Consider the following 21,497-nt stretch of genomic DNA (forward strand, 5'->3'; position numbering starts at 1 on the left):
TCCAATCAGGCGCTGATGGCCAACCCATGCCGCCGATGATGCACGCTCAACTGATCCTTGATCAGCCGCAAGACCTTGGCCTCGTGCTCGTGAATGAAGAAGTGCCCGCCCGCCAGCATGTCCACCGAGAAGCTGCCCGTGGTTTCCTGGCGCCAGCCCATCAGTTGCTCCGTGGTGGCCTTGTCGGTCGTGCCGCCGAACACGTGCACCGGGCAGTCGAGCAGTGGCCGTTGCCGCGGCTGGAAACGTCCGCACAACAAAAAGTCGGCCCGCAGGATAGGCAAGGTCAAGGCCATCAGCTCTTCATTGGCCAGGATCTCCTCGCTCGTGCCGTTGAGGGTGCGCAGTTGCTCGATCAACTCAGCGTCGGTTTTCGCCTTGGCGAAACCGCGGTCGTAGTCGGCCCGCATCGTCGGCGCCGCAGTGCCGGAGGCAAACAGCGCCACCGGTTCCGGGCTACCGAGCTCACGCAGGGCATGGGCGATTTCGCAGGCCAGCAGCGCGCCCAGGCTGTGACCGAACAAGGCGTACGGGGCCTGGAGCGTCGGGTACAGCTCCCGCGCCAGTTGCATCGCCAACGGGCCCATGTCGGTGTGCAGCGGCTCGTCGAAGCGCGCCCCGCGTCCCGGCAACTCCACCGGTTGCACATGCAGCCATTGCGGCAACTTGCGCCGCCAGCGGCTGTACACCATCGCGCTGGCGCCGGAATAAGGCAGGCACAGCAGGGTCAGTTGGGTCACTGCGGTTTTCTCCGATCGGTCGTGTAGGAAAGATAACGAGATCGTAACCCACAAAATTAGTCAAAACCGTTACGTTCGCTCCATCTTCCCCGTCCGACCTTATACTGGCGACCTCGACTCACTGCGCCGCACAGGAGAACGCCATGGGCTGGTCCGCCAAGCAATACGTCACCTTCGAACAGGAACGCACCCGTCCGTCGCGGGACCTGCTCACCGCCATTCCCCCCACACAGGCCCGTTCGGTGATCGACCTGGGCTGTGGCCCGGGCAATTCCACCGAACTGTTGGTGGAACATTTCAGCGGCGCCACAGTGCGCGGCCTGGACAGTTCCAGCGACATGGTCGACGCCGCACGCAAACGCTTGCCCGCCGTGGCGTTCGACACGGCGGACATCGGCCAATGGGATGAACCCGGGCCGTTCGACGTGATCTTCGCCAACGCAGTGCTGCAATGGCTGCCCGACCACGCCACCCTGCTGCCCTCGCTGATCGGCAAACTCGCCCCCGGTGGCAGCTTGGCGATCCAGATGCCCGACACCCTGCACCAGCCCTCCCACCGTTTGATGCGGGAAATCGCCGCCAACGGTCCCTGGGCCAGCCTACTGGCCGGGGCGGCGGATTCGCGTACCGAGGTAGAGGATCCCAGCACCTATTACTCGATCCTCAAGCCCCACTGCAGCCGCGTCGACGTGTGGCGCACCACCTACCATCACCCCTTGGCCGGCGGCGCCCCAGGCGTGGTGGAATGGTTCAAGGGCAGCGGCTTGCGGCCGTTTCTCGAGCCGCTGGACGAGACGCAACGCGAGCAGTACCTGGCGCATTATCTCAAGGCGATCGAGCAGGCTTATCCAGCCCTGGACGATGGGACCGTGCTGCTGCCGTTTCCCCGGGTGTTCATGGTCGCGACGCGCTAGGGCGAGGGTCGATGACGCAGCGACGAGGGCCTAAATTTCTGCTCCGGGCCCTCGTTACCTGCTAAGACCAAAAACCCGCAAGAGTGACCGCCGTGGACCTGCAAACCATCCTGGGCAAGCTGTTCGCCAATGCCGGCGCCGTTGGTATCGAAGGCGTCTTCCAATTCGTGTTCGGCCCGCACCAGGCGTACTGGTCCGAGGTCAAGGCCAGCAGCCGCACCGAGGCTGGCCGCCACACCAGCCCCGACGTCACCATCGAGGTGGCGGAGACGGACTTCCTCGGGATCATGGCCGGCATGGCCAACGTGGAAGAACTGTTCGCCAGCGGTCGCCTGAAGATCGGCGGCAACATGGGCCTGGCGACGTTGCTGCCGCAGATCATCGACCATGCCCGGCATGGCGGTGGCGTGGTGGAAAAGGTCGACATGAACAAGCGCTACCCCACCCCGCCGCGCTTCAGCGAAAAGCTCACCGCCAGCCTGCCAACCCAACGCAGCGTGCAACGGCGGCCTCGCAGCGGGCTGTCGGTGCAGGAGTTTCGCGCGCAGTACCTGCCCCACGGCATTCCGCTGGTCATCAGCGATGCCTTGCAGGACTGGCCGTTGTTCAAGCTCAGCCGCGAAGAATCCCTGGTGCATTTTGCCGAACTGCAAGGCATCACCCGCCACGGCGACTACGTGAAGAAGACCTTCTCCACCGAGCGGGACTTTCGCTCCACGTCCATGGCCGACTTCATCGCTTCCCTCGACAGCCCGGCGGCCAAAGGCACCGACGGCGAACCACCGGCCTACATGGGCAACAACATCCTGCCAGCGCGGCTGATGGAGCAGATCAAGCTTCCGCCCTACTTCGACCCGTCGCTGTTCATCCCACCGCGCATCTGGATCGGCCCCAAGGGCACCCTGACGCCGCTGCACCGCGACGACACCGACAACCTGTTCGCCCAAGTCTGGGGCCAGAAAATCTTCACCCTCGCCGCGCCGCACCATCGCGAAGCCCTGGGCACCTGGTCCACGGCCCCCCAAGGCGGGCTGGACGGCTGCGATTTCAACCCAGACGCGCCGGACTACCAACGCTTCCCCCACGCCCGGGACGTGACCTTCATGCGCGTGACGCTGGAGGCTGGGGATTTGCTGTTTTTGCCGGAAGGCTGGTTCCATCAGGTGGAGTCGGTGTCGACGTCGTTGTCGGTGAATTTCTGGGTGAATTCAGGGCGGGGTTGGTAACAGCCGAACACCGCTTTCGTGGCGAGGGATTTATCTGTGGCGAGGGGATTTATCCCCGCTGGGCTGCGCAGCAGCCCCAAAACCTGGCAACGGTGGTGTGTCAGGCGGTTTGAATGGGGGCCGCTTCGCGCCCCAGCGGGGATAAATCCCCTCGCCACAGATTTTGTGTTCGGCATGGGTGGCGTGTTCAGTGGATTGTGAAGATCGCTTCACCCAAGTGAACTCCACCCTCCTCACACCAGTCAGCAGGTAAGGCCCTCCGTTCAAGGTGCTAGACCATGCAGATATCCCTCGCCCGACAGGTTGCCCTGGTCACCGGCGCCAGCTCCGGCATTGGCGCAGGCTCGGCCAGGGCGTTGGCCGACGCCGGTGCTGCGGTGGTGCTCAACTACCACTCCAGCGCCGGCCCGGCGCAAGACCTGGCCCGTGAAATCAACGCCAACGGCGGCCGCGCCATCGCCGTGGGTGCCGACGTGTCGAAGGAACAGGAGGTCGAGCAGTTGTTCGCCCAAACCCTCGAAGCCTTTGGCACGCTGGACATCCTGGTGGCCAATTCCGGCCTGCAAAAAGACGCCGCCGCCGTCGACATGAGCCTGGAAGACTGGAACACCGTGATCGGCACCAACCTCACCGGCCAGTTCCTCTGTGCCCGCGCCGCCCTGCGGATCTTCAACCGCCAGGGCATTCGCCAGGGCGTGTCCCGGGCCGCCGGCAAGATCATCCACATGAGTTCGGTGCATCAGCGCATTCCCTGGGCCGGCCACGTCAATTACGCCGCGTCCAAGGGCGGTGTCGATCTGCTGATGCAGAGCCTGGCCCAGGAAACCAGCCACCAGCGCATCCGCATCAACAGCATCGCCCCCGGTGCCATCCGCACGGCGATCAATCGCGAAGCCACCGAGGGCGAGCAGGAGCAAAAGCTGCTGGCGCTGATTCCCTACGGTCGCGTCGGCGATGTGGAGGACGTCGCCAACGCGGTGGTCTGGTTGGCCTCGGACTTGTCCGATTATGTGGTGGGCACCACGCTGTTCATCGATGGCGGGATGAGCCTTTATCCGGGGTTTCGTGACAATGGCTGATCATGACGAACCGCAAAGCCCCATCGAGAACCACGGCATCATTGGCGACATGCGCACCGCCGCGCTGGTCAATGATCGCGGCAGTGTCGATTTTTTCTGCTGGCCGGAATTCGACAGCCCGTCGATCTTCTGCTCGCTGCTGGACACTCCGCAAGCAGGCATTTTCCAGCTCGCGCCAGACCTGCCGGATGCCCGTCGCCAACAAATCTATCTGCCCGACACCAACGTCCTGCAAACCCGCTGGCTGAGCGACGGCGCCGTGGTGGAAATCACCGACCTGCTGCCCATCGGCGACAGCGAGGATGATCTGCCGGTGTTGATCCGCCGTGTGGGCATGACCATCGGCAGCGCGACGTTTCGCCTGCGCTGCGCGGTACGCCACGACTATGCCCGGGCTACCACCACGGCGCGCCAGGACGGTACCCACATCTGTTTCGAGGCGCCGGGACAACCGAGCCTGCGCTTGTGCGCCGACCAACCCATGACGCTGGACGGGAACGCAGCGGTGGCCGAGTTCACCCTTACGCAAGGCCAGAGTGCCGAGTTCCTGCTGGGCGGCATCGACGACCCACGCCTTCAGGACGACGTCAGCGCGATATGCCTGGAGCGGACCCTGGCGTTCTGGCGCGGCTGGGTCGGCCAATCCAACTATCGCGGACGCTGGCGGGAAATGGTCAATCGCTCGGCCCTGGCGCTGAAGCTGCTGACCTCGCGCAAGCACGGCGCCATCCTCGCCGCCGCCACCTTCGGCCTGCCGGAAACCCGTGGCGGCGAGCGCAACTGGGATTACCGCTACACCTGGATCCGCGACGCTTCGTTCACGGTCTACGCGTTCATGCGCCTGGGCTTCGTCGAAGAAGCCAACGCCTACATGCGCTGGTTGCGCGGGCGGGTCAGCGACTGCTGTGACCAGCCGACCAAACTCAACATCCTCTACGGCCTGGACGGCAGGCTGGAGCTGCCGGAAACCGAGCTGTCGCACCTGAGCGGGTTCGGCAATGCGCAGCCGGTGCGCATCGGCAACCTGGCCTACCAGCAGGTGCAATTGGATATTTTCGGCGAGTTGATGGACGCGGTGTACCTGGTCAACAAATACGGCGAAGCCATCTCCCATGAAGGCTGGAAACATGCCGTCGACGTGGTCGACCAGGTGTGCGAGGTCTGGCAGGACAAAGACGTGGGCATCTGGGAAATGCGCGGCGACAAGCAGCACTTCCTGCATTCGCGGCTGATGTGCTGGGTCGCCGTCGACCGCGCCATCCGCCTGGCCGAAAAACGCTCCCTGCCCGCCCCGTTCGCCCGCTGGGACGAGACCCGCCAGGCCATCTACCAAGACATCTGGACGAATTTCTGGGACGAGGAGCACCAGCATTTCGTCCAGCGCCTGGGCAGCACCGCCCTCGACGGCTCGATGCTGTTGATGCCCCTGGTGCGTTTCGTCAGCGCCCGCGACCCGCGCTGGCTCTCGACGCTCGATGCCATCGAAAAACACCTGGTGCGCGACGGCATGGTCTATCGCTACCGCAACGACGACAACCCCATCGACGGCCTCAGCGGCATCGAAGGCTCATTCGCGGCCTGCTCGTTCTGGTACGTCGAATGCCTGGCCCGCGCCGGCCGCGTGGAAAAAGCCCAGCTGGAATTCGAACAACTGCTGCGCTACGCCAACCCACTGGGGCTGTACGCCGAAGAGTTCGACAGCCACGGTTACCACTTGGGCAACACGCCCCAGGCCTTGACCCATCTGGCGTTGATCAGCGCGGCGACGTTTCTGGACCGCAAGTTGAGCGGGGAGAAGAATCATTGGCAGCCGTGAGCGGAGTGGTCTGTGGCGAGGGAGCTTGCTCCCGCTCGACTGCGCAGCAGTCGCAAGAATCCTGGGGTCGCTGCGCAACCCAGCGGGAGCAAGCTCCCTCGCCACAAGAGCGGTGTGTCAATTAGCCAGTCGCCTCCAGATCATCCAACGCACGGTTGGCCAGCAATCTGGCCAGCTCGATCAACTGTTGAATCCCCAGTGCTACGTGTCGCCGGGAACCTTCCAGTTCGAACCCCAGGTCGCTGACCAGCGCATCGGCCGAGGCCAGGGTTTCGCTGAGGCTGGTCAACACCGACTCGGTGTTTAGCCCGGGGACCACGGTGAAAACCTGGCCGTCCTGGGTATCGGGTTGGGCTGGGGTGGGAGACAAGTGAATGTTCAGCGCCCGGTCGGCGGCTTCGCGGAGTTTTTTTGTGTCGAGGGTGGTGTAAGCAGAAAGGTCTTCGGCGCGTGGAGGGTTGGGGGTGATCTTGACCATTGTGAAGCTCCTGACTTGAAGTTGAGCTCACCTACCTCGTGACCAAACGAGGGTGGTGGGCTATACGCAGGTTGGTCAACCGGGAAGTCAGGCACCCGGCGCACTTGAAAGTGCCCCGCGCACAGCCCACCGCAAAGCATACCGACAAGCACGCAAAAAAGCGCCGACATGCTGAGGTTGGCGCGTATGCGCCTGACATTGGACGGGTGACCAAACCCGGTCGCTGATTTTGCAGCGACGAGCAAAGCCTATCCCCGCCCCTTCCGAACCGGCAACCGACGCGACTCGTCAGAAAATTCCCGGTGCACCACATTTTTTGTAGGAATACATAACCTGTGGCGAGGGAGCTTGCTCCCGCTCGACTGCCCAGCAGGTGCATAACCTTCCAGCCCCCAGAGCGAGACAACGGGCTGGGGACTTCATCTGTGATGCGGTGTAATGAATCGGTTCGAAGTTAAGTGGCGAGCCATGCGCGTGCCCGATTGCGAAAAAGTGCCGGTCATCGGTCAAGCGGGTTCCTTTTCAGAGTGCCTTGGCCCAGCCGCGCAGCACGTACTTCTGGATCTTGCCCGTCGAGGTTTTCGGCAACTCGCTGAACACCACGGTTTTCGGCAGCTTGAACCCTGCCAGATGCTCACGACAGAAGCGGATGATATCGGCTTCCCGAATATCCTGGCAGTCGGCTTTGAGGGTGATATAGGCGCACGGGGTTTCACCCCATTTTTCGTCCGGACGGGCGACCACCGCCGCTTCCAGTACCGCCGGGTGACGATACAGAACGCCCTCAACCTCGATGGTGGAAATATTCTCTCCACCCGAGATGATTATGTCCTTGAGCCGATCCTTGATTTCGACATAGCCGTCCGGGTGACGAACCGCCAGGTCGCCGGTGTGAAACCAGCCGCCCTGGAATGCCTCACGGGTGGCCTCGGGGTTCTTCAGGTAACCCTTCATCACCGTGTTGCCGCGCATGAAGACTTCGCCGACGCTGAGCCCATCGCAAGGCACCGGCTCCAGGGTCTGCGGATCAGCGACCATCAGGCCTTCCAACGTCGGATAGCGCACGCCTTGGCGTGACTTGATCTTCGCCCGCTCATCGAGCGGTTGCTCATCCCATTGGGCGTGCCAGGCACAAACGGTCACGGGGCCGTAAACCTCGGTCAAACCATAGACGTGGGTAATCTTGATGCCCATTTCCTCCACCGCACCGATGACCTTGGCCGGCGGCGCGGCGCCCGCCACCATGGCGTTGACCGGGTGATCGAAAGTGACCTTGGCCGAGTCTGGCAGGTTGACCAGCGCGTTGAGCACAATGGGCGCGCCGCACAGGTGGCTGACCTGGTGTTGATTGATCAGGGTGAGAATTTTCTCAGGCTCCACGCGGCGCAAAAACACATGGGTGCCGGCCAGTGCGGTGACGGTCCAGGGGAAGCACCAGCCGTTGCAATGGAACATCGGCAGCGTCCAGAGGTACACCGGATGATTGCCCATGGCCCACGTCATCTGATTGCCCAGCGAATTGAGATAGGCGCCACGGTGGTGGTAAATCACGCCTTTCGGATTGCCGGTGGTGCCGGACGTGTAGTTGAGAGCGATGGCTTGCCACTCGTCCTCAGGCCATTGCCAGGCGAATTGCGGGTCGCCCTCAGCGAGCAGGGCTTCATAGTCCAGATCGCTGAGTGCTTGGCCTGCGCCGTACTCCGGGTCGTCCACATCAACCACCAGGGGCGGACTGGACAGCAGGCTCAAGGCTTCACGAATCACCTCGTGGAACTCACGGTCGGTGATCAATACCTTGGCCTCACCGTGCTCCAGCATGAAAGCAATGGCGGGCGCATCCAGCCGTACATTGAGGGTGTTGAGGACGGCGCCAATCATTGGCACCGCAAAGTGCACTTCAAGCATGGCCGGGATGTTGGGCAGCATCACCGCGACCGTATCACCCTTGCCAATACCCCGCCCGCTGAGTGCACCGGCCAGGCGCCGGCAGCGCTCATAAGTCTGTTGCCAGCTGCGCCGTACCGCGCCGTGGATCACCGCCGGATACTCACCGTAGACCGAGGCCGTGCGCTCGATGAAGCTCAGGGGCGAGAGTGCGACATGATTGACTGGCGAGGGTGCCAGGCCCGTTTCGAAAATCGACATGAGGTTTTCCTGTGGGGAAGTCCTAGCCGCGTAGCACGCCAGGGTACTTCCAATGGCTGATTGTTGGCTCTGAACAGGTGTGGATCACCGCCCCCGTCTGATCGACGGGGGCGCTGCATCGATGCAATTGCTGGTTCAAGCCGTACGTCTATCGTTCTTGCGCACATAGGAGCGCCAGGTCATGGCCCAGTGTTGCGGGTCTTCCAGTGGCGCGCTCTTGAGCCGGTGGATCGCCTGGTTATGCGGCGAGGTTTTGACAATCTCGGGGTTAGAGTAGGCCTCGTCGGAGATCCGCGCGAGCACCGCGATCCAGGTGTCCAGCGCTTCCTTGCCATACATTTCGCCCGGCTCCGGGGTGAACGGCTCGGGCACCAACCACGGGTGGTGGCTGCTCCACATCGGATCAATACCGAAATCGCTCATGCGGTTCTGCACGTCATGGACATCCACGCCGGTGTCTTCCTTGAGTTGCTCAAGGCTGTAGCGCGTCATTTCCATTCGCGGACTCGTGGCCTCGGGATGGGAACGGGTGACGCCGCGAATGGCCAGCAGGCCTTTTTCCATGTAGTTGTTGGCCAGCACGGAAATGTCCGAGGCCTCCGCCATACCCGCCGCACCCATGGCGCGGGACCAGGCGTAGGCCTTGAGAATCACCGGGACATTGCCCCAGAACTCGCGGATCTTGCCGCAGCTTTGTGGACGGTCATGGTCGAGGCGATAGCGCTCACCGTCAAAGGCGACCACGGGCGCAGGCAAGAACGGTGCGAGTTCCGCCGAGCAGCCATAAGCCCCTACAGCGGGGCCGCCGACGCCACTCTTGGGCGCGCCGAAAGTCTTGTGCAGCATGAACATGCAGGCATCGAACCCGAGTTCACGGGCGCGGATTTTGGTCATCGCGCCATTGAAGTTGGCGTGATCGTAGAAACACAGGCCACCGGCCTCATGCACCACGCGCACCCATTCGCGTATCTCGGGGTTGTAGACGCCCATGTCGTCGGGGTTGTTCACCATCAACGCGGCAGTGCGGTTGGACACGGCAGCCTTGAGCGATTCGAGCGACGGATAGCCGTTCTCCTCGATCATCAGCGTGATGACTTTGAACCCCGCCGCCGCAGCCGTCGCGGCACTGCTGGGGTGTGTCTGGAGGGTGGTAATGATCTCGTCACGCTGGGCCAGTTCACCACGAGACGCATGGTAGGCGCGGGTCACGGCGCAACTGGTGTAGGCCGCGTCAGCTCCGCCGCCCGCCTGGAAGATGAACTGATCCATCCCGGACAACTCGCGCAGAATCGTGTCCATGCCATGCACCACTTCCAGCGCGCCTTGCAGCGTATCTTCGTCCTGGTAGGGATGCACGTGGGTGATTTCCGGACGCCAGGCCATGGCCTCGTTGATCTGCGCGTTGTACTTCATGGTGCAGGTACCGAACAGGCTGATGTTCATCATGCCCAGGGTCTGCTGCGACAGGCGCAAGTAGTGATACAGCACTTCGGGCTCGGACATTTCCGGCAACGCCGGTTTGCGCGAACGGCGCATGGTCGCGGGAATCAAATCAGCGGCGCTGCCGACAGCTGTTTGAACGTCGGCTTCGACATCGGAAAAAATCACACCGCGGCGGCCGGGATAACCCATTTCCATAATGACCGGTTCGCTCCAGACGGGGGCGTGGTATTCCTTGAGTGTGGTGCTCATTGTGCGATTACCTTTTTGAGTGCAGCGGTCAGACGCTCGATATCTGCCTGGGTGTGAATCTCGGTGACGCAATACAGGGCACTGGCGCCCAGCTCCGGGAAGTCCTGCGTCAGGTCTTTTCCGCCGAAGATCCCCAGTGCGAGTAGCTGCTTGTTGATGTCTTTCACACTGCGCCCGGTGGCCTGGAAATTGACCACGAACTCCTTGAAGAAACCGGACGGGAATGTCACGCCAACCCCTGGAATTTCAGCCAGCGACTTGGCGGCGTAGTGAGCCCGTTGCAGGATCACCTTGCCCACGTCTTCAAAGCCTTGCGGCCCCATCATCGCCATGTACACGGCGTTGGCGATGGCCCACATGTACACCGAGTGGCCGGTCCAGTCGTTACCCTTGTCACGCAAGCCGTAGGACGATTGCTCGAACAGGCTCAGGCCAAAACCGTATTCGCCGGGCTTGGTGGTCTCGGCGATGCTGATGAACAGCGTCGGGTACTGATGCGCATAGAGTTCTTCGTCGCGGGTTGCAATGAAGCCGCTGACGCCGCCGCCGCAATTCATGTGCACGCCGAGCGGCTGCGTGGTACCGACCACGATGTCCGCGCCGAAATCGATGGGGGCTGCCAGCACGCCCAGGGAAATAGGGTCGACACCGACGATCACTTCGGCGCCCGCCGCATGGGCAATCGCCGCAATCTCGGCGCCTTGTTGTTCGATCACCCCGAAGTAGGACGGGGTTTCGAAATACACGGCGGCGGTTTGCGCACCGATCGAGGCACGCAGGTGATCGAGGTCGAGCAAACCGGTGTTCGGGTCATAGTCGACGAGCCGTACGACGATGTGGCTCGGCATGTCGACCGGTTCGCAGTAGTTGCGAATGATCGACAGCCGCTCCGGGTCGATGGCGCGGACCACCGCCACTTCGTTGCGCCCGGTGATGCGTGTGGCCATGCGGATGGCGTGGCCGGCGGCGCAACCCCAACTGCGCACGGGCAGGCCGACCAGGTCCATATTCAACAGCTCGCCGAGCTGGCTGCAGAACTCGAACCAGGCCTGGTTGCGCCCATGGTCGGAACTCGGCTCGCCGAACACCGACGTCAACCATTCGTTGCGCCGTACCACCTCATCGCAGGCCGCCGGAACGTGATGCTGCCAACAGCCGGCACCGAGGAAGTTGAGGTTCTGCTCGCAGGTCTTGTTCTTCGACAGCGTACTGACCAGATGTCGGCGCAACTCACTTTCGTTCAGGGCTGGCGGCAGGTTGATCGGCCGTTGCAGGCGATGTTCCTCGGGGATTTGCTGGAACAGTGCCTCTATGCTGTCAACACCAATGGAGTCCAGCATCTCCTGTTTGAGGGCGGGTACGGAGTTCGCCATGTAGGGGTGGGCGACATGATTGCTCATGGGGTTATCCTCGGTTTTCGGATGGAACAAATGGTCAGGATCGAACCCTGAAGAAGACGGACCGGTCAGGTCCTGTGTGCACGCGTATGTGGCCGCTGAGCGTGGCGTCGACTTGGGCATCGCCGGTGTCGACGCGCAAGCAACCGGCGTCGAGAGAGAGCAGCTTGTCCATCGAGGCAATCACGATGATGTGCTCGCGCCCTGCCCGGCGGATGACCTCGGCGCTAATCTGCTGATTGCCACGGCCGAACAAGCTGCCATGCCCGCCAAGAACACCAACGACGATGCGGGTCTCATAGCCCTCCATCAGCCGGATCAACTGGTGTTCGTTGAGGTCAGAGCCCACCAGCGTGCCGTTCAGCACGGCATCGACACCCAGCAGCGTCGATGGCAGGCCGAGTTCGGTCATCACTCGCCGCGTGGTGGTGCCAGGACCCAACAGGTACAGACAATCCGGCTGCATCTCTCGAATGACCTGCCGACAGGCGGCGTCCAGCGCCAGGTTGTCACTGGCGATAGAGCCGGACTTGGCGTTTTGTACGAGGTGACGTTCATAAGGGCTGCGTGCGTAGCCATAGAGCTGCGCCGACACCTGGTCATTTCGCGTGGCCGCTTCATCGATGTCCATCACCTCGGCCTCGCGAAAGCGCAGCGAAGGCTCGCCGGCAATAAAGCGTGCGGCGAGGTTTCCAGCGTTTTCGGGATTGGTGCCGAAAACGGCGGAATACATTTTCACGCCCGTCGGGATACCGAGGATCGGCACTCGGTCACCGACCATTCCCAACACATCCCGCGCCGTGCCATCACCGCCGGCGAAAAGCAGTAGATCAACGTTGGCGTAGGCCATGACAATCGCCGCGCTCCGCGTGTCATCGGCTTGACTCGATTCGGATGTTGAACGGTAGACGACAATAGGGTCGAGACCAGCGGCGCGTGCAACGTCTTCGCCCAACGCGCCAGAGCCAGTGAGCAAGCGAAAAGGCATGGATGAGGCGGCCAGGCGTTTGAGCGCGAGCACGGCGCGCTCGCTGGAGACCGGCCGCGCACCACGGCGTCGCGCCTCTAGCAGGACGTCGGGGCCGTCGGTGCCCTTCAAACCCACCGGGCCACCCATGCCCGCAACAGGATTGACGATCAGCCCGAGGGTTTTACCTTGGCCGACGCTGGTGAATGAACTCTCGGGATCGCGCTGCTCACGCATTGCTCGGTATCCTGTGCTGAAAAGCGGCGTCACCGGACTGAAGAAACAGAACTTCAGGCTCATTGCATACGCCTCGTATGTGAGCAACAATACGACATACGCAGCGTATGTCAACTGACATACGCCATGCATGTTAAATTTTTGATGAGGAAAACGATCAATGGCGCAGAAGCGTGCGGACATGATTTCGGAAACCCGCGGCAAGCTGATCAAGGCAGCTCGGGACGCTTTCGCGACGAAAGGGTATGCGGACAGTTCGATGGACGATCTGACCGCTCAAGCGGGGCTCACCAGGGGCGCGCTATACCATCACTTCGGTGACAAGAAAGGACTGCTGCAGGCAGTCATCACCCAGATCGACGAAGAAATGATGGCGCGCCTGTCGGTCATCATCGATGAGGCTGCCACGATCTGGGACGGCTTCATCGATGAATCCATCGCGTACATCAAAATGTCCCTGGAACCTGAAATCCAACGCATCGTGTTCCTCGACGGACCATCGGTGCTGGGCGATCCCTCGCAATGGCCCAGCCAGAACGCGTGTATCCGCAGCACTCAACGCAGCATCCAACGGCTGATCGACGAAGGGACGATTCGCCCGGTCAACACCGAAGCGACAGCGCGCCTGATCATGGGCGCCCTGCTCGGCGCGTCCTTGTGGATCGCCAATGCCGATGATCCGCACAGGGCCTCCGAGCAAGTGGTGGAGAGCTTCGTCGCATTGGCGTCTGGATTGCTGCTGGCGCCTGAAGCTGTGAATCGGTAACGGTCAGGTGTTGCAGGATGAGAGAGGAAACGACTGGCTCTTCAAGTTGATGAAGTCGCGGTCACGGGCGGCTACCGCACCCTTGATACGGATCGGCACCCTGCATATCAGGCGTTACTCTGGCAGTTCAGCAGGACGCACACCCGGTTGCCACTGACTGCGAGCCCCAAACGGCTGTCAGATCATGGCGAACTGGAAGAGCTGCCACGGAAACGGCCAGGCAGCGTGTGGCACTTGCCGAAGAGCAATTGAGGTTCAGGGTTCGCCCCGGCACCCGACAAAACGCTCGCCAATCTGATGGAATGGTCAGGCATCACTGAACAGGGTAAATCAGCGTCTGGTGTGGGGTCGCTTCGCAACCCAGCGGGAGCAAGCTCCCTCGCCACAAGAGCATTGCAGTCTCCGCGTCCCATTTATCCCGCCGTCCGTTAGAAGTTGCCAGCCCCGCCAACCCCTCCTAAGATCGATGCTCTCACGGGTGCAGCGGAGCTGCCCGATAAAAACCCGACTCAAGGACCTGACATGACCCATATCAAACGCCCCATCACCACCCCACCCCGAACAGGCCTGACCCGCGAGGACCTCTGGGAGGGCCAGGATCGGGGCCTGATCAAGTGCTGGGAAATCGGCCGCGACCGGGCGATGAAGTTTCCCGAACTGGCGCAACGTTGCCTGGCCGGTGAATTGCCGGTGCTGGGTTGGAAAGGTGGCGTCAGCCGCAGCCTGAAGAAAAACGAAAAATTCGGTTGCCTCAAGTACCTCGCCCAATGGCAGGGCCTGCGCGGTGAAGACCTGGACATCGACATGAGCCAAGAGCGCACCTTGACCTGTTCCAGCACGAACATGATCGTAACGTTTACCCCGGATCGAGCCAAATACGTCAACCAGGAACCTGCCTGAACGCAACCGCACACAGCCGGAGGCCGACATGAACCTTGAGCCCAGGATCAACTTCGCCGTCACGCCATTGCTGCGCATCGCCTACGAAGAACACGGCCCTGCCAGCGGCGCCCCCATCATCCTGCTGCACGGTTTTCCTTACGACCCCAGGGCGTTCGATGAAGTCGCGCCGGCCCTGGCCCAGCGTGGCTACCGGGTCATCGTGCCCTACCTGCGCGGCTACGGCCCGACCCGCTTCAACAACCCGACCATCCTGCGTTCCGGCCAGCAAGCAGCGTTGGCCCAGGACCTGCTGGACCTGATGCATGTACTTTCCATCCCCCAAGCGGCGCTGTGCGGCTACGACTGGGGCGGCCGGGCGGCGTGTATCGTCGCGGCCCTGTGGCCCGAGCGTGTGCGCTGCCTGGTGACCGGCGATGGCTACAACCTGCAGGACATTCCACGTTCCACGCAGCCGCTGGACCCGGAAACCGAACATCGCCTGTGGTACCAGTATTACTTCCACACGGCCCGAGGCGTCGAGGGCCTGACCCGGAACCGGCGTGAACTGTGTGGCTTGCTCTGGCGCCTGTGGTCACCGACCTGGACACGGGGCGCCGAACTGTACCCCCTCAGCGCCGGGTCATTCGATAACCCGGACTTCGTCGACGTGGTGATCCACTCCTACCGTCATCGCTTCATGTACGCGCCGGGCGACCCGACGCTGGAGTGGATGGAGGAACGGCTGGCGGCACAACCGGCCATCAGCGTGCCGAGCATCTCCCTGTGCGGCGCCGATGACGGCGTGGGGCCCGCGTCGGAACACGATGAAGACGTCGAGCATTTCACGGGGTTCTATGAGCGCCGAGTGCTGCCCGGTGTTGGCCACAACATTCCCCAGGAAGCCCCCGAGGCCACGCTCAAGGCATTGCTGGATCTGCTTGAGGGCTGACGGCGAATCGCTCGCGATAGGCCTGGGGCGTCACGCCCATGGCCCGCAGGAAACTGCGGCGCAGGGTTTCTTCGCTGCCGAAGCCACATTGCACCGCCACCCGCTTGATCGACACCGCCGTGTCGGCCAGCAGGCGGCGAGCGGTTTCCACGCGAATCAACTCCACGGCCCGCGCCGGGGTCTGGCCGGTGTCGGCGCGGTAGTGCCGTACAAAGCTGCGTTCGCTCATACCCACCTCGGCGGCCAGGCTCGACAGGCTCAGGTCACGGGTGAGGTTTTCGGCGATCCAGGCATGCAGGTCATCGAACCGACTGCCTTGCTTTTGTAGCGACAAGGTCACGCTGAACTGCGATTGGCCGCCAGGGCGCTTAAGGAACACCACCAGGTGCCGGGCGACCTCCAGCGCCACCGCACGGCCCAGGTCTTCCTCGACCAACGCCAGGGCCAAGTCGATGCCGGCCGTGACCCCGGCCGAGGTCCAGACCGGACCGTCGTTGATGAAAATCGGGTTGGGTTCGACCCGCAATTGCGGATGTTGCTCGGCCAGTTGTTCGCAGCGAGTCCAGTGCGTCACCACACGCCGTCCGTCCAGCCAACCGCTGGCGGCCAGCAGGAACGCCCCAGTGCACACCGACGCCACCCGACGCGAACGCAGGCCATGATCCTTGATCCAGGCCACCAGCGCCGGGTCCTTCGCCGCTTCGTACACGCCCCAGCCTCCGGCGATCAACAGCGTGTCGCTGCCTTCGCTCGGCAGCGGCTCGGCCATCAGCGCCAAGCCTGCCGAGGACATCACCGCCCCACCGCCCACGGCGATGACCGTCGGCGTGTACGGCAGCGGCAGACCTTGCTGGCGGGCCAGGTCGTTGGCCGATGCGAAGACCTGCAAGGGCCCGGTGACATCGAGCACTTGCACGTTAGCGAAGGCCAGGACATGAACGGTTTTCGGTGGGCTGGGCATATTGGCGTGATTCGTGGGCTTATTGGCGTATACGCCAGAGCCTACGGATCTAAAGTAAAACCGTCCACCCCTCGGGCATCATCCAAAGGAGAACGCGACATGACGTTGCAGATCGGTTTGCTGTTATTCCCCCACGTCCAGCAGTTGGACCTGACCGGCCCTTATGACGTGCTGGCCTCGTTGCCCGACGTGAAGGTCCACCTGGTCTGGAAAGACCTGGCGCCGGTCACCAGCAGCACCGGGCTGATGCTGCTGCCCACCATCACATTCGAGGACTGCCCGAAGCTGGACGTGATCTGCGTCCCTGGCGGCATCGGCGTCGGCCCCCTGATGGAAGACGAACAGACACTGGCCTTCATCAAGCGGCAAGCCGCCGACGCGAAATACATCACTTCGGTGTGTACCGGTGCGCTGGTGCTCGGTGCCGCGGGCCTGCTGCAAGGCAAGCGTGCCACCACCCACTGGGCCTATCACAGCCTGCTGCAAACCCTGGGCGCGACGCCGATCAAGGAGCGCGTAGTCCGCGATGGCAACCTGCTCACCGGTGGCGGCATCACGGCCGGGATCGACTTTGCCTTGACCCTGGCGGCCGAACTGTTCGACCAGGACACCGCCGAGCTGGTCCAGCTGCAACTCGAATACGCCCCTGCCCCACCGTTCAACGCCGGCAGCCCGGACACCGCGCCGACGCGCGTGCTGGAAGAAGCGAACCGGCGTGCGGCTGAATCGTTCCGGGTGCGCTCGCAAATCACTCAGCGTGTTGCGGCGCGCTTGGAACGGGCGTAACGATCAGTCCCGATGGGAATGAAATCCGTGGTGAGGGGAGTTGCCCCCTCACCACAAAGGTCATCGGTTCATCATCCCTCCTGGCGATACAACACCATCCCCGCGTGGTAGAGCACGCCTTCGCGAAAATCCCCATCGGCGGTGAAACCGGTGTCGTCGTGGTATTCGATATGGTCATCCTGTAGCCAGTAGTCGCCCTGATATGCGCTCTCACGTACACCTCGCGCTTCGTCATAGCGTCCGCCCGGCAGCAGCCGATGGCGAATCACGCCATCGGCCGTCACCCATAGTCCGACGAATTTATCCTGGTCTCCAAATGCCTTTCTCACGGGACATCTCCTGTCGGTCAAGTCGGTCAGAATGGACTGGCGGTTGGCCGCACAATCAGTTCGCTGACGTCTACGTCCGCTGGTTGTTCGATGGCGTAGGCGATTGCCCGGGCGATGGCTTCGGCCGGAATGGCGATCCTGCGGAACTCACGCATTTCGGCACGTCCACCTTCATCGGAAATGCTATCGGCCAGTTCCGATTCGGTCACGCCGGGGGAAATCACCGTCACCCGCACATCACCCCCGACTTCCTGGCGCAAGCCCTCGGAAATCGCCCGCACGGCGTACTTGGTGGCGCAATACACAGCGGCCGTCGGGCTGACCGCGTAGGCACCGATGGAGGCGATGTTGATGAACTGGCCGCTGCGCTGGCGCTGCATCAACGGCAGCCCGGCGGCGATACCGTGGAGCACACCACGGATGTTGACGTCGATCATGCGGTCCCACTCTTCGACTTTCAGCGCCTCGAGCTTGGAGAGCGGCATGACCCCGGCATTGTTGATGATCACGTCGACCCGACCGAACCGCTCGACAGCGAAATCGATGAAGGCCTGGACATCCTCACGACGAGTCACGTCCAGCGCTTTACAAGCCGCCTGCTGGCCGGCGGCTTCGAGTTCCTGCACCAAGGTTTGCAAACGGTCGATGCGCCGCGCGCCAAGCACTACACGAGCACCGCGAGCCGCGAGCAACCGCGCCGCGGCTTCACCAATCCCGCTGCTGGCGCCGGTGATGACCACAACTTTGTTTTGAATATCGGACATGATGGTTCCCTCGACTGGATGTATTGGCTCCCGGTGAGAGCGTTTTGACAGGTCCAGATTAGGGAACCGAGCGAGGTCGGGGTTAGCCGGATCCTCCTGCGCACTTGCACGATCCTGTAGCGATAGATCCGACTCTGGTCGACAGCCGCGCAATCGGTTTTACTAGCGCGGTCTATTCATTTTGGCCAGGGAGGTTGCTTGGTATGTCGGTATCCACGTCCATCCACATTGCGCCAGACGACGGCGTCAATCAGCGTCGCGCCGAAATAGCGAGCCTGATGATGCGCTTCGCCCCGGAATTCGGCGTCCACCCCACGGCCATCGAAGCGTTGCACCTGATCCGCTGCGACCAGCCGACCGAAGCCCTGCACGTCGTGCATAAGCCCGGCCTGTGCGTGATCATCGAGGGGCGCAAGGAAGTGCGCCTGGCTGATGAATGCTACGTGTATGACCCCCTCAATTACTTGGTGGTCTCGGTGACCCTGCCGTTGGCCGGCCAGGTGATCGAAGCCAGTCCCGAGCGCCCCTATTTATGCATTCGCCTGGACATCGATCCGGCACAGATCTGCCGCCTGATCGCCGACGCCAGCCCCATCGGCGTGCCGACCGAAAGAACCGATCGTGGATTGTTCCTGGATCGCATCGATGCGCCATTACTCGACGCGATGTTGCGCTTGCTGCGGCTGCTGGACAGCCCGGACGATATCGCCACCCTCGCGCCGCTGGCCCAGCAGGAGATTTTCTACCGGCTCCTGCGTGGCACCCAAGGCCAGCGCTTGCACGAGATCGCCATTCCCGACACCCAGACCCATCGCATCAGCCGCGCCATCGAGTGGCTCAATACTCATTACGCCAAGCCACTGAGCATCGACAGCCTGGCACAAATGATCAATCTCAGCCCTTCGGCCCTGCATCACCGCTTCAAAGCCGTGACCGCCATGAGCCCGCTGCAATACCAGAAGCAGTTGCGCCTGCAAGAAGCCCGACGGTTATTGTTGGCGGAGAACAGCGACGTTTCGTCAATTGGCTACAAGGTGGGATATGAAAGCCCGTCGCAGTTCAGCCGAGAATACAGCCGCCTATTTGGCGCCTCGCCGAGCAAGGACATCGCGCGTTTGCGTGCCCAGGCGCTGCAAGCCAGTAGCGCCTGATCCTGCACACAGACAGGATCAGGCAAAACCAGGGCAGTATCCGTCTAACGCCCGCCCCCGCCTCGCCCCTAATCTGAACCCATGCAGCAAGACAACCGTCCCGACTGCAACGGGTTCAGCAGATCACGACATCTGAACGACCCGGCACTCAACCTGATATGACCGGAGTCTTTACCATGAAAACGTTCAACACCTTGATCGCCGTTACCACTTTCACCCTGAGCGCCAGTGCGTTTGCCCTGCCGAGCCAGCAGCAAGACCGTTTTTTTACCTGGGCTAGCGATTACCAGCAGCCGGTGGCCGCTGATGGCGCGGATCGGACGCCTGGAGCGCAGACACTCGCTGCCGACGGTGCAGATCGGACGCCGGGGGGGCAGATGCTCGCAGCCGATGGTACTGACCGTACGCCTGGGGGCCAGACTTTGGCTGCCGACGGTGCCGACCGCACCATGAGCCGGCGCCTGGCATGATCAGGCCACTTTCCCACAGACGAAAAAAAACCCGCCTAGGCGGGTTTTTTGAGGACCAATTTGACTCCCTGTCCGGCATTCCATGCCTGGTCCAATCATCCATGACCCCAAGCACTCCCTGTACTCAGTGGATGAACATAGATTAGGCCCACCGGTGACTTGGAAAAAGACGAGAAAGCAGCAACAGCGTGTAAGCGTTTCGCCATAGGACGCTTTCCTGGCTGTTCAATGGGCAAAAAAAAACCCGCCGAAGCGGGTTTTTCCAAGACCATTACGACTCCCTGTCGATAGCTAATCCTTGCATGGTCGATCGTCCCTGATCCTGAGCACTTCCTGTGCTTCAGTGGATAAGTCCAGATTACGCCTCGGATCCAAAATGAAATAGACGACATAGCTACCATCTCGTGTAAGACATTCGCTATATCTACCCCTCCGAAAACCTTAGCTCCACCAGTCGGCTGGCTCAAGGCTTGTGCAGGAACGCTTCAATATTGGCCATCTGCTCATCCCAGCCACGGCTGTCCATGCGAAAAGCCTTGAGTCGGCGTGCCTCGGGAATATTGTTGAAACCCGACTCCACGACTTTGAGCAAGGTACCGCCATCCATGTCTTCAAGTTCGAATTGCACTCGGGTTTCGGACTCCTGGGAATAATCTACCTGCGGCTCGACAGCGTAAGGGTGCCAGCGAAACGAGAAGACCCGCTCGGGCTCCACCCGCTCCACCGCTACGTCCCAGATAAGGTGTTCGTAACCTGGATAAGTAATTTGCCCCTGGGTACGCTCGCCTGCCACAAACCGTTTCCCCTCAAGGGCGACACCGAACCATTGGCCAAAGGCTTCGGCATTGGCCAGGGCGCGCCAGACCTGGGAGCGCGGGGCCTTGAGCAGGATCTTTCTTTCAATGCGGTCGGATGAATGCATGAGTCACCTCCTGTGTTTCAACAGTAGGCTTGTAAGACCACAAGGCCAACCGGAAAGTTGTATCAGACCGCTGTTGAGCGCTCGCCAACTTTAAAACAGCTCGGCGCGATGTAAACTTCCCCCAGCGTTTTCACCCCCTCAAGGAGAGACCCTACATGTCCCTACGCTTGCTTCTGGTCCTGACACCACTGCTTTTTGTCGCCGTTGCCCAGGCCGACGACTGCGCTGACGCCACTACTCAAGGCGAAATGAACCAATGTGCAGCCAAAGAAAACAAGGCCGCTGACAATGAGCTGAACAGTTTGTACAAGCAGATCACCGCACGCCTGAAGGACAACCCCGAGGCCAAGAAAATGCTGGTCAAGGCGCAGCGTGCCTGGATAGGCTTCCGTGATGCCGAATGCGAATTCTCCGCCTCTGGGGTTGAGGGCGGCAGTGTCTATCCGCTGATCTATGACAATTGCATCACCGCCCAGACCAAGGCCCGGGTCGAGGCGTTCAAGACCTATCTCAAGTGCAAGGAAGGTGACTTGGGCTGCCCCGTACCCAAGGCTTAACAGCCAGGATGCAAAAAAGGATGACCTCTGCAAGTCATCCTTTTTTTGGCCCAACACTTTTATTGCGGAAAAAACAAAACCCCTACCTGCATCAGCAGATAGGGGTTTCGGAATTTAATCTTGACGATGACCTACTCTCACATGGGGAAACCCCACACTACCATCGGCGATGCATCGTTTCACTTCTGAGTTCGGGATGGGATCAGGTGGTTCCAATGCTCTATGGTCGTCAAGAAATTCGGTAGCCGGCGCGTGCCTTGCGGTCACGT

General features: G+C 61.7%; 20 protein-coding genes, 1 rRNA gene and 1 pseudogene. 11 read left to right on the plus strand and 11 right to left on the minus strand.

From position 1 onward, the window contains the following. Window positions 1-5: 5 nt before the first annotated feature. Complete coding sequence (locus AB7M32_RS23685) at window positions 6-740, minus strand: thioesterase II family protein (protein WP_060741391.1); 735 nt, start codon at window positions 738-740, stop codon at window positions 6-8. A 143-nt stretch (window positions 741-883) separates the two neighbouring features. Between AB7M32_RS23685 and tam the strand changes: the two genes are divergently transcribed. The 4 genes from tam (at window position 884) to AB7M32_RS23705 (ending at window position 5,775) form a co-directional block, all read left to right on the plus strand. Beyond that, window positions 884-1,654, plus strand: coding sequence for a trans-aconitate 2-methyltransferase (tam, locus tag AB7M32_RS23690; RefSeq protein ID WP_454251560.1), 771 nt, complete (start codon window positions 884-886; stop codon window positions 1,652-1,654). A gap of 92 nt (window positions 1,655-1,746) precedes the next feature. Beyond that, on the plus strand, window positions 1,747-2,880 hold the full coding sequence (locus tag AB7M32_RS23695) for a cupin-like domain-containing protein (RefSeq protein WP_454251561.1): 1,134 nt from the start codon (window positions 1,747-1,749) through the stop codon (window positions 2,878-2,880). A gap of 278 nt (window positions 2,881-3,158) precedes the next feature. Then, on the plus strand, window positions 3,159-3,959 hold the full coding sequence (locus tag AB7M32_RS23700) for an SDR family oxidoreductase (RefSeq protein WP_454251562.1): 801 nt from the start codon (window positions 3,159-3,161) through the stop codon (window positions 3,957-3,959). Further along, window positions 3,952-5,775 (plus strand): glycoside hydrolase family 15 protein, encoded by a 1,824-nt coding sequence (locus tag AB7M32_RS23705; RefSeq protein WP_454251563.1) that lies wholly within the window; start codon window positions 3,952-3,954, stop codon window positions 5,773-5,775. Before AB7M32_RS23700 ends, AB7M32_RS23705 begins: the two co-directional genes overlap by 8 nt. 121 nt (window positions 5,776-5,896) lie before the next feature. On the opposite strand, the gene AB7M32_RS23710 is transcribed toward AB7M32_RS23705, so the two are convergent. The 5 genes from AB7M32_RS23710 to AB7M32_RS23730 form a co-directional block, all read right to left on the minus strand. Next, window positions 5,897-6,253 (minus strand): DUF6124 family protein, encoded by a 357-nt coding sequence (locus AB7M32_RS23710; protein WP_454251564.1) that lies wholly within the window; start codon window positions 6,251-6,253, stop codon window positions 5,897-5,899. 522 nt (window positions 6,254-6,775) lie between these two features. After that, on the minus strand, window positions 6,776-8,398 hold the full coding sequence (locus AB7M32_RS23715) for an acyl-CoA synthetase (protein ID WP_454251565.1): 1,623 nt from the start codon (window positions 8,396-8,398) through the stop codon (window positions 6,776-6,778). Between the two features lie 135 nt (window positions 8,399-8,533). After that, window positions 8,534-10,090: an aminomethyl-transferring glycine dehydrogenase subunit GcvPB gene (gene gcvPB / locus AB7M32_RS23720; RefSeq protein ID WP_072412207.1), complete on the minus strand. Its 1,557-nt coding sequence runs from the start codon at window positions 10,088-10,090 to the stop codon at window positions 8,534-8,536. After that, window positions 10,087-11,490, minus strand: a complete 1,404-nt coding sequence (gcvPA, locus tag AB7M32_RS23725; RefSeq protein WP_454251566.1) for an aminomethyl-transferring glycine dehydrogenase subunit GcvPA — start codon at window positions 11,488-11,490, stop codon at window positions 10,087-10,089. Before gcvPA ends, gcvPB begins: the two co-directional genes overlap by 4 nt. A gap of 34 nt (window positions 11,491-11,524) precedes the next feature. Then, window positions 11,525-12,754 carry an ATP-NAD kinase family protein gene (locus tag AB7M32_RS23730; protein WP_454251567.1) on the minus strand — a complete coding sequence of 410 codons (1,230 nt, stop codon included), beginning with the start codon at window positions 12,752-12,754 and terminating at the stop codon, window positions 11,525-11,527. Between the two features lie 97 nt (window positions 12,755-12,851). On the opposite strand from AB7M32_RS23730, the gene AB7M32_RS23735 reads away from it, so the two are divergent. From AB7M32_RS23735 to AB7M32_RS23745, 3 genes are all read left to right on the plus strand, one after another. Next, the gene (locus AB7M32_RS23735) at window positions 12,852-13,457 is read left to right on the plus strand and encodes a TetR/AcrR family transcriptional regulator (protein ID WP_072412202.1); all 606 of its coding nucleotides are present in this window, start codon (window positions 12,852-12,854) and stop codon (window positions 13,455-13,457) included. A 522-nt stretch (window positions 13,458-13,979) separates the two neighbouring features. Then, window positions 13,980-14,357 (plus strand): hypothetical protein, encoded by a 378-nt coding sequence (locus AB7M32_RS23740; RefSeq protein ID WP_072412200.1) that lies wholly within the window; start codon window positions 13,980-13,982, stop codon window positions 14,355-14,357. 28 nt (window positions 14,358-14,385) lie between these two features. Beyond that, window positions 14,386-15,288 (plus strand): alpha/beta fold hydrolase, encoded by a 903-nt coding sequence (locus AB7M32_RS23745; protein ID WP_454251568.1) that lies wholly within the window; start codon window positions 14,386-14,388, stop codon window positions 15,286-15,288. Here AB7M32_RS23745 and AB7M32_RS23750 read toward each other — a convergent pair. Continuing rightward, complete coding sequence (locus tag AB7M32_RS23750) at window positions 15,257-16,249, minus strand: GlxA family transcriptional regulator (RefSeq protein WP_454251569.1); 993 nt, start codon at window positions 16,247-16,249, stop codon at window positions 15,257-15,259. The genes AB7M32_RS23745 and AB7M32_RS23750 overlap by 32 nt on opposite strands. Before the next feature lie 99 nt (window positions 16,250-16,348). On the opposite strand from AB7M32_RS23750, the gene inhA reads away from it, so the two are divergent. Beyond that, the gene (gene inhA / locus AB7M32_RS23755) at window positions 16,349-17,035 is read left to right on the plus strand and encodes an isonitrile hydratase (protein WP_454251570.1); all 687 of its coding nucleotides are present in this window, start codon (window positions 16,349-16,351) and stop codon (window positions 17,033-17,035) included. Between the two features lie 71 nt (window positions 17,036-17,106). Here the strand turns inward: inhA and AB7M32_RS23760 are convergent, their stop codons facing one another. After that, window positions 17,107-17,364, minus strand: a complete 258-nt coding sequence (locus AB7M32_RS23760) for an Atu4866 domain-containing protein (protein WP_060741379.1) — start codon at window positions 17,362-17,364, stop codon at window positions 17,107-17,109. A gap of 26 nt (window positions 17,365-17,390) precedes the next feature. Continuing rightward, window positions 17,391-18,128 (minus strand): SDR family oxidoreductase, encoded by a 738-nt coding sequence (locus tag AB7M32_RS23765; protein WP_454251571.1) that lies wholly within the window; start codon window positions 18,126-18,128, stop codon window positions 17,391-17,393. Window positions 18,129-18,331: 203 nt separating this feature from the next. Here AB7M32_RS23765 and AB7M32_RS23770 point away from each other — a divergent pair, with 203 nt between their 5' ends. Both AB7M32_RS23770 and AB7M32_RS23775 read left to right on the plus strand, forming a co-directional pair. Next, window positions 18,332-19,279: an AraC family transcriptional regulator gene (locus AB7M32_RS23770; protein WP_072412171.1), complete on the plus strand. Its 948-nt coding sequence runs from the start codon at window positions 18,332-18,334 to the stop codon at window positions 19,277-19,279. A 158-nt stretch (window positions 19,280-19,437) separates the two neighbouring features. Next, window positions 19,438-19,728 (plus strand): annotated as a pseudogene (locus AB7M32_RS23775) (hypothetical protein); the annotation flags it as partial. Window positions 19,729-20,212: 484 nt separating this feature from the next. Here the strand turns inward: AB7M32_RS23775 and AB7M32_RS23780 are convergent. Then, a complete protein-coding gene (locus AB7M32_RS23780) occupies window positions 20,213-20,671 on the minus strand; it encodes an SRPBCC family protein (protein ID WP_092174088.1) in 459 nt (152 codons plus the stop codon). Window positions 20,672-20,826: 155 nt separating this feature from the next. Between AB7M32_RS23780 and AB7M32_RS23785 the strand changes: the two genes are divergently transcribed. Next, window positions 20,827-21,228 (plus strand): lysozyme inhibitor LprI family protein, encoded by a 402-nt coding sequence (locus tag AB7M32_RS23785; RefSeq protein WP_454251572.1) that lies wholly within the window; start codon window positions 20,827-20,829, stop codon window positions 21,226-21,228. 118 nt (window positions 21,229-21,346) lie between these two features. Here the strand turns inward: AB7M32_RS23785 and rrf are convergent. Next, window positions 21,347-21,462: ribosomal RNA gene (gene rrf, locus AB7M32_RS23790) — 5S ribosomal RNA — on the minus strand. Between the last annotated feature and the right edge of the window lie 35 nt (window positions 21,463-21,497).

The organism is Pseudomonas sp. R151218B TE3479, from assembly GCF_053629195.1.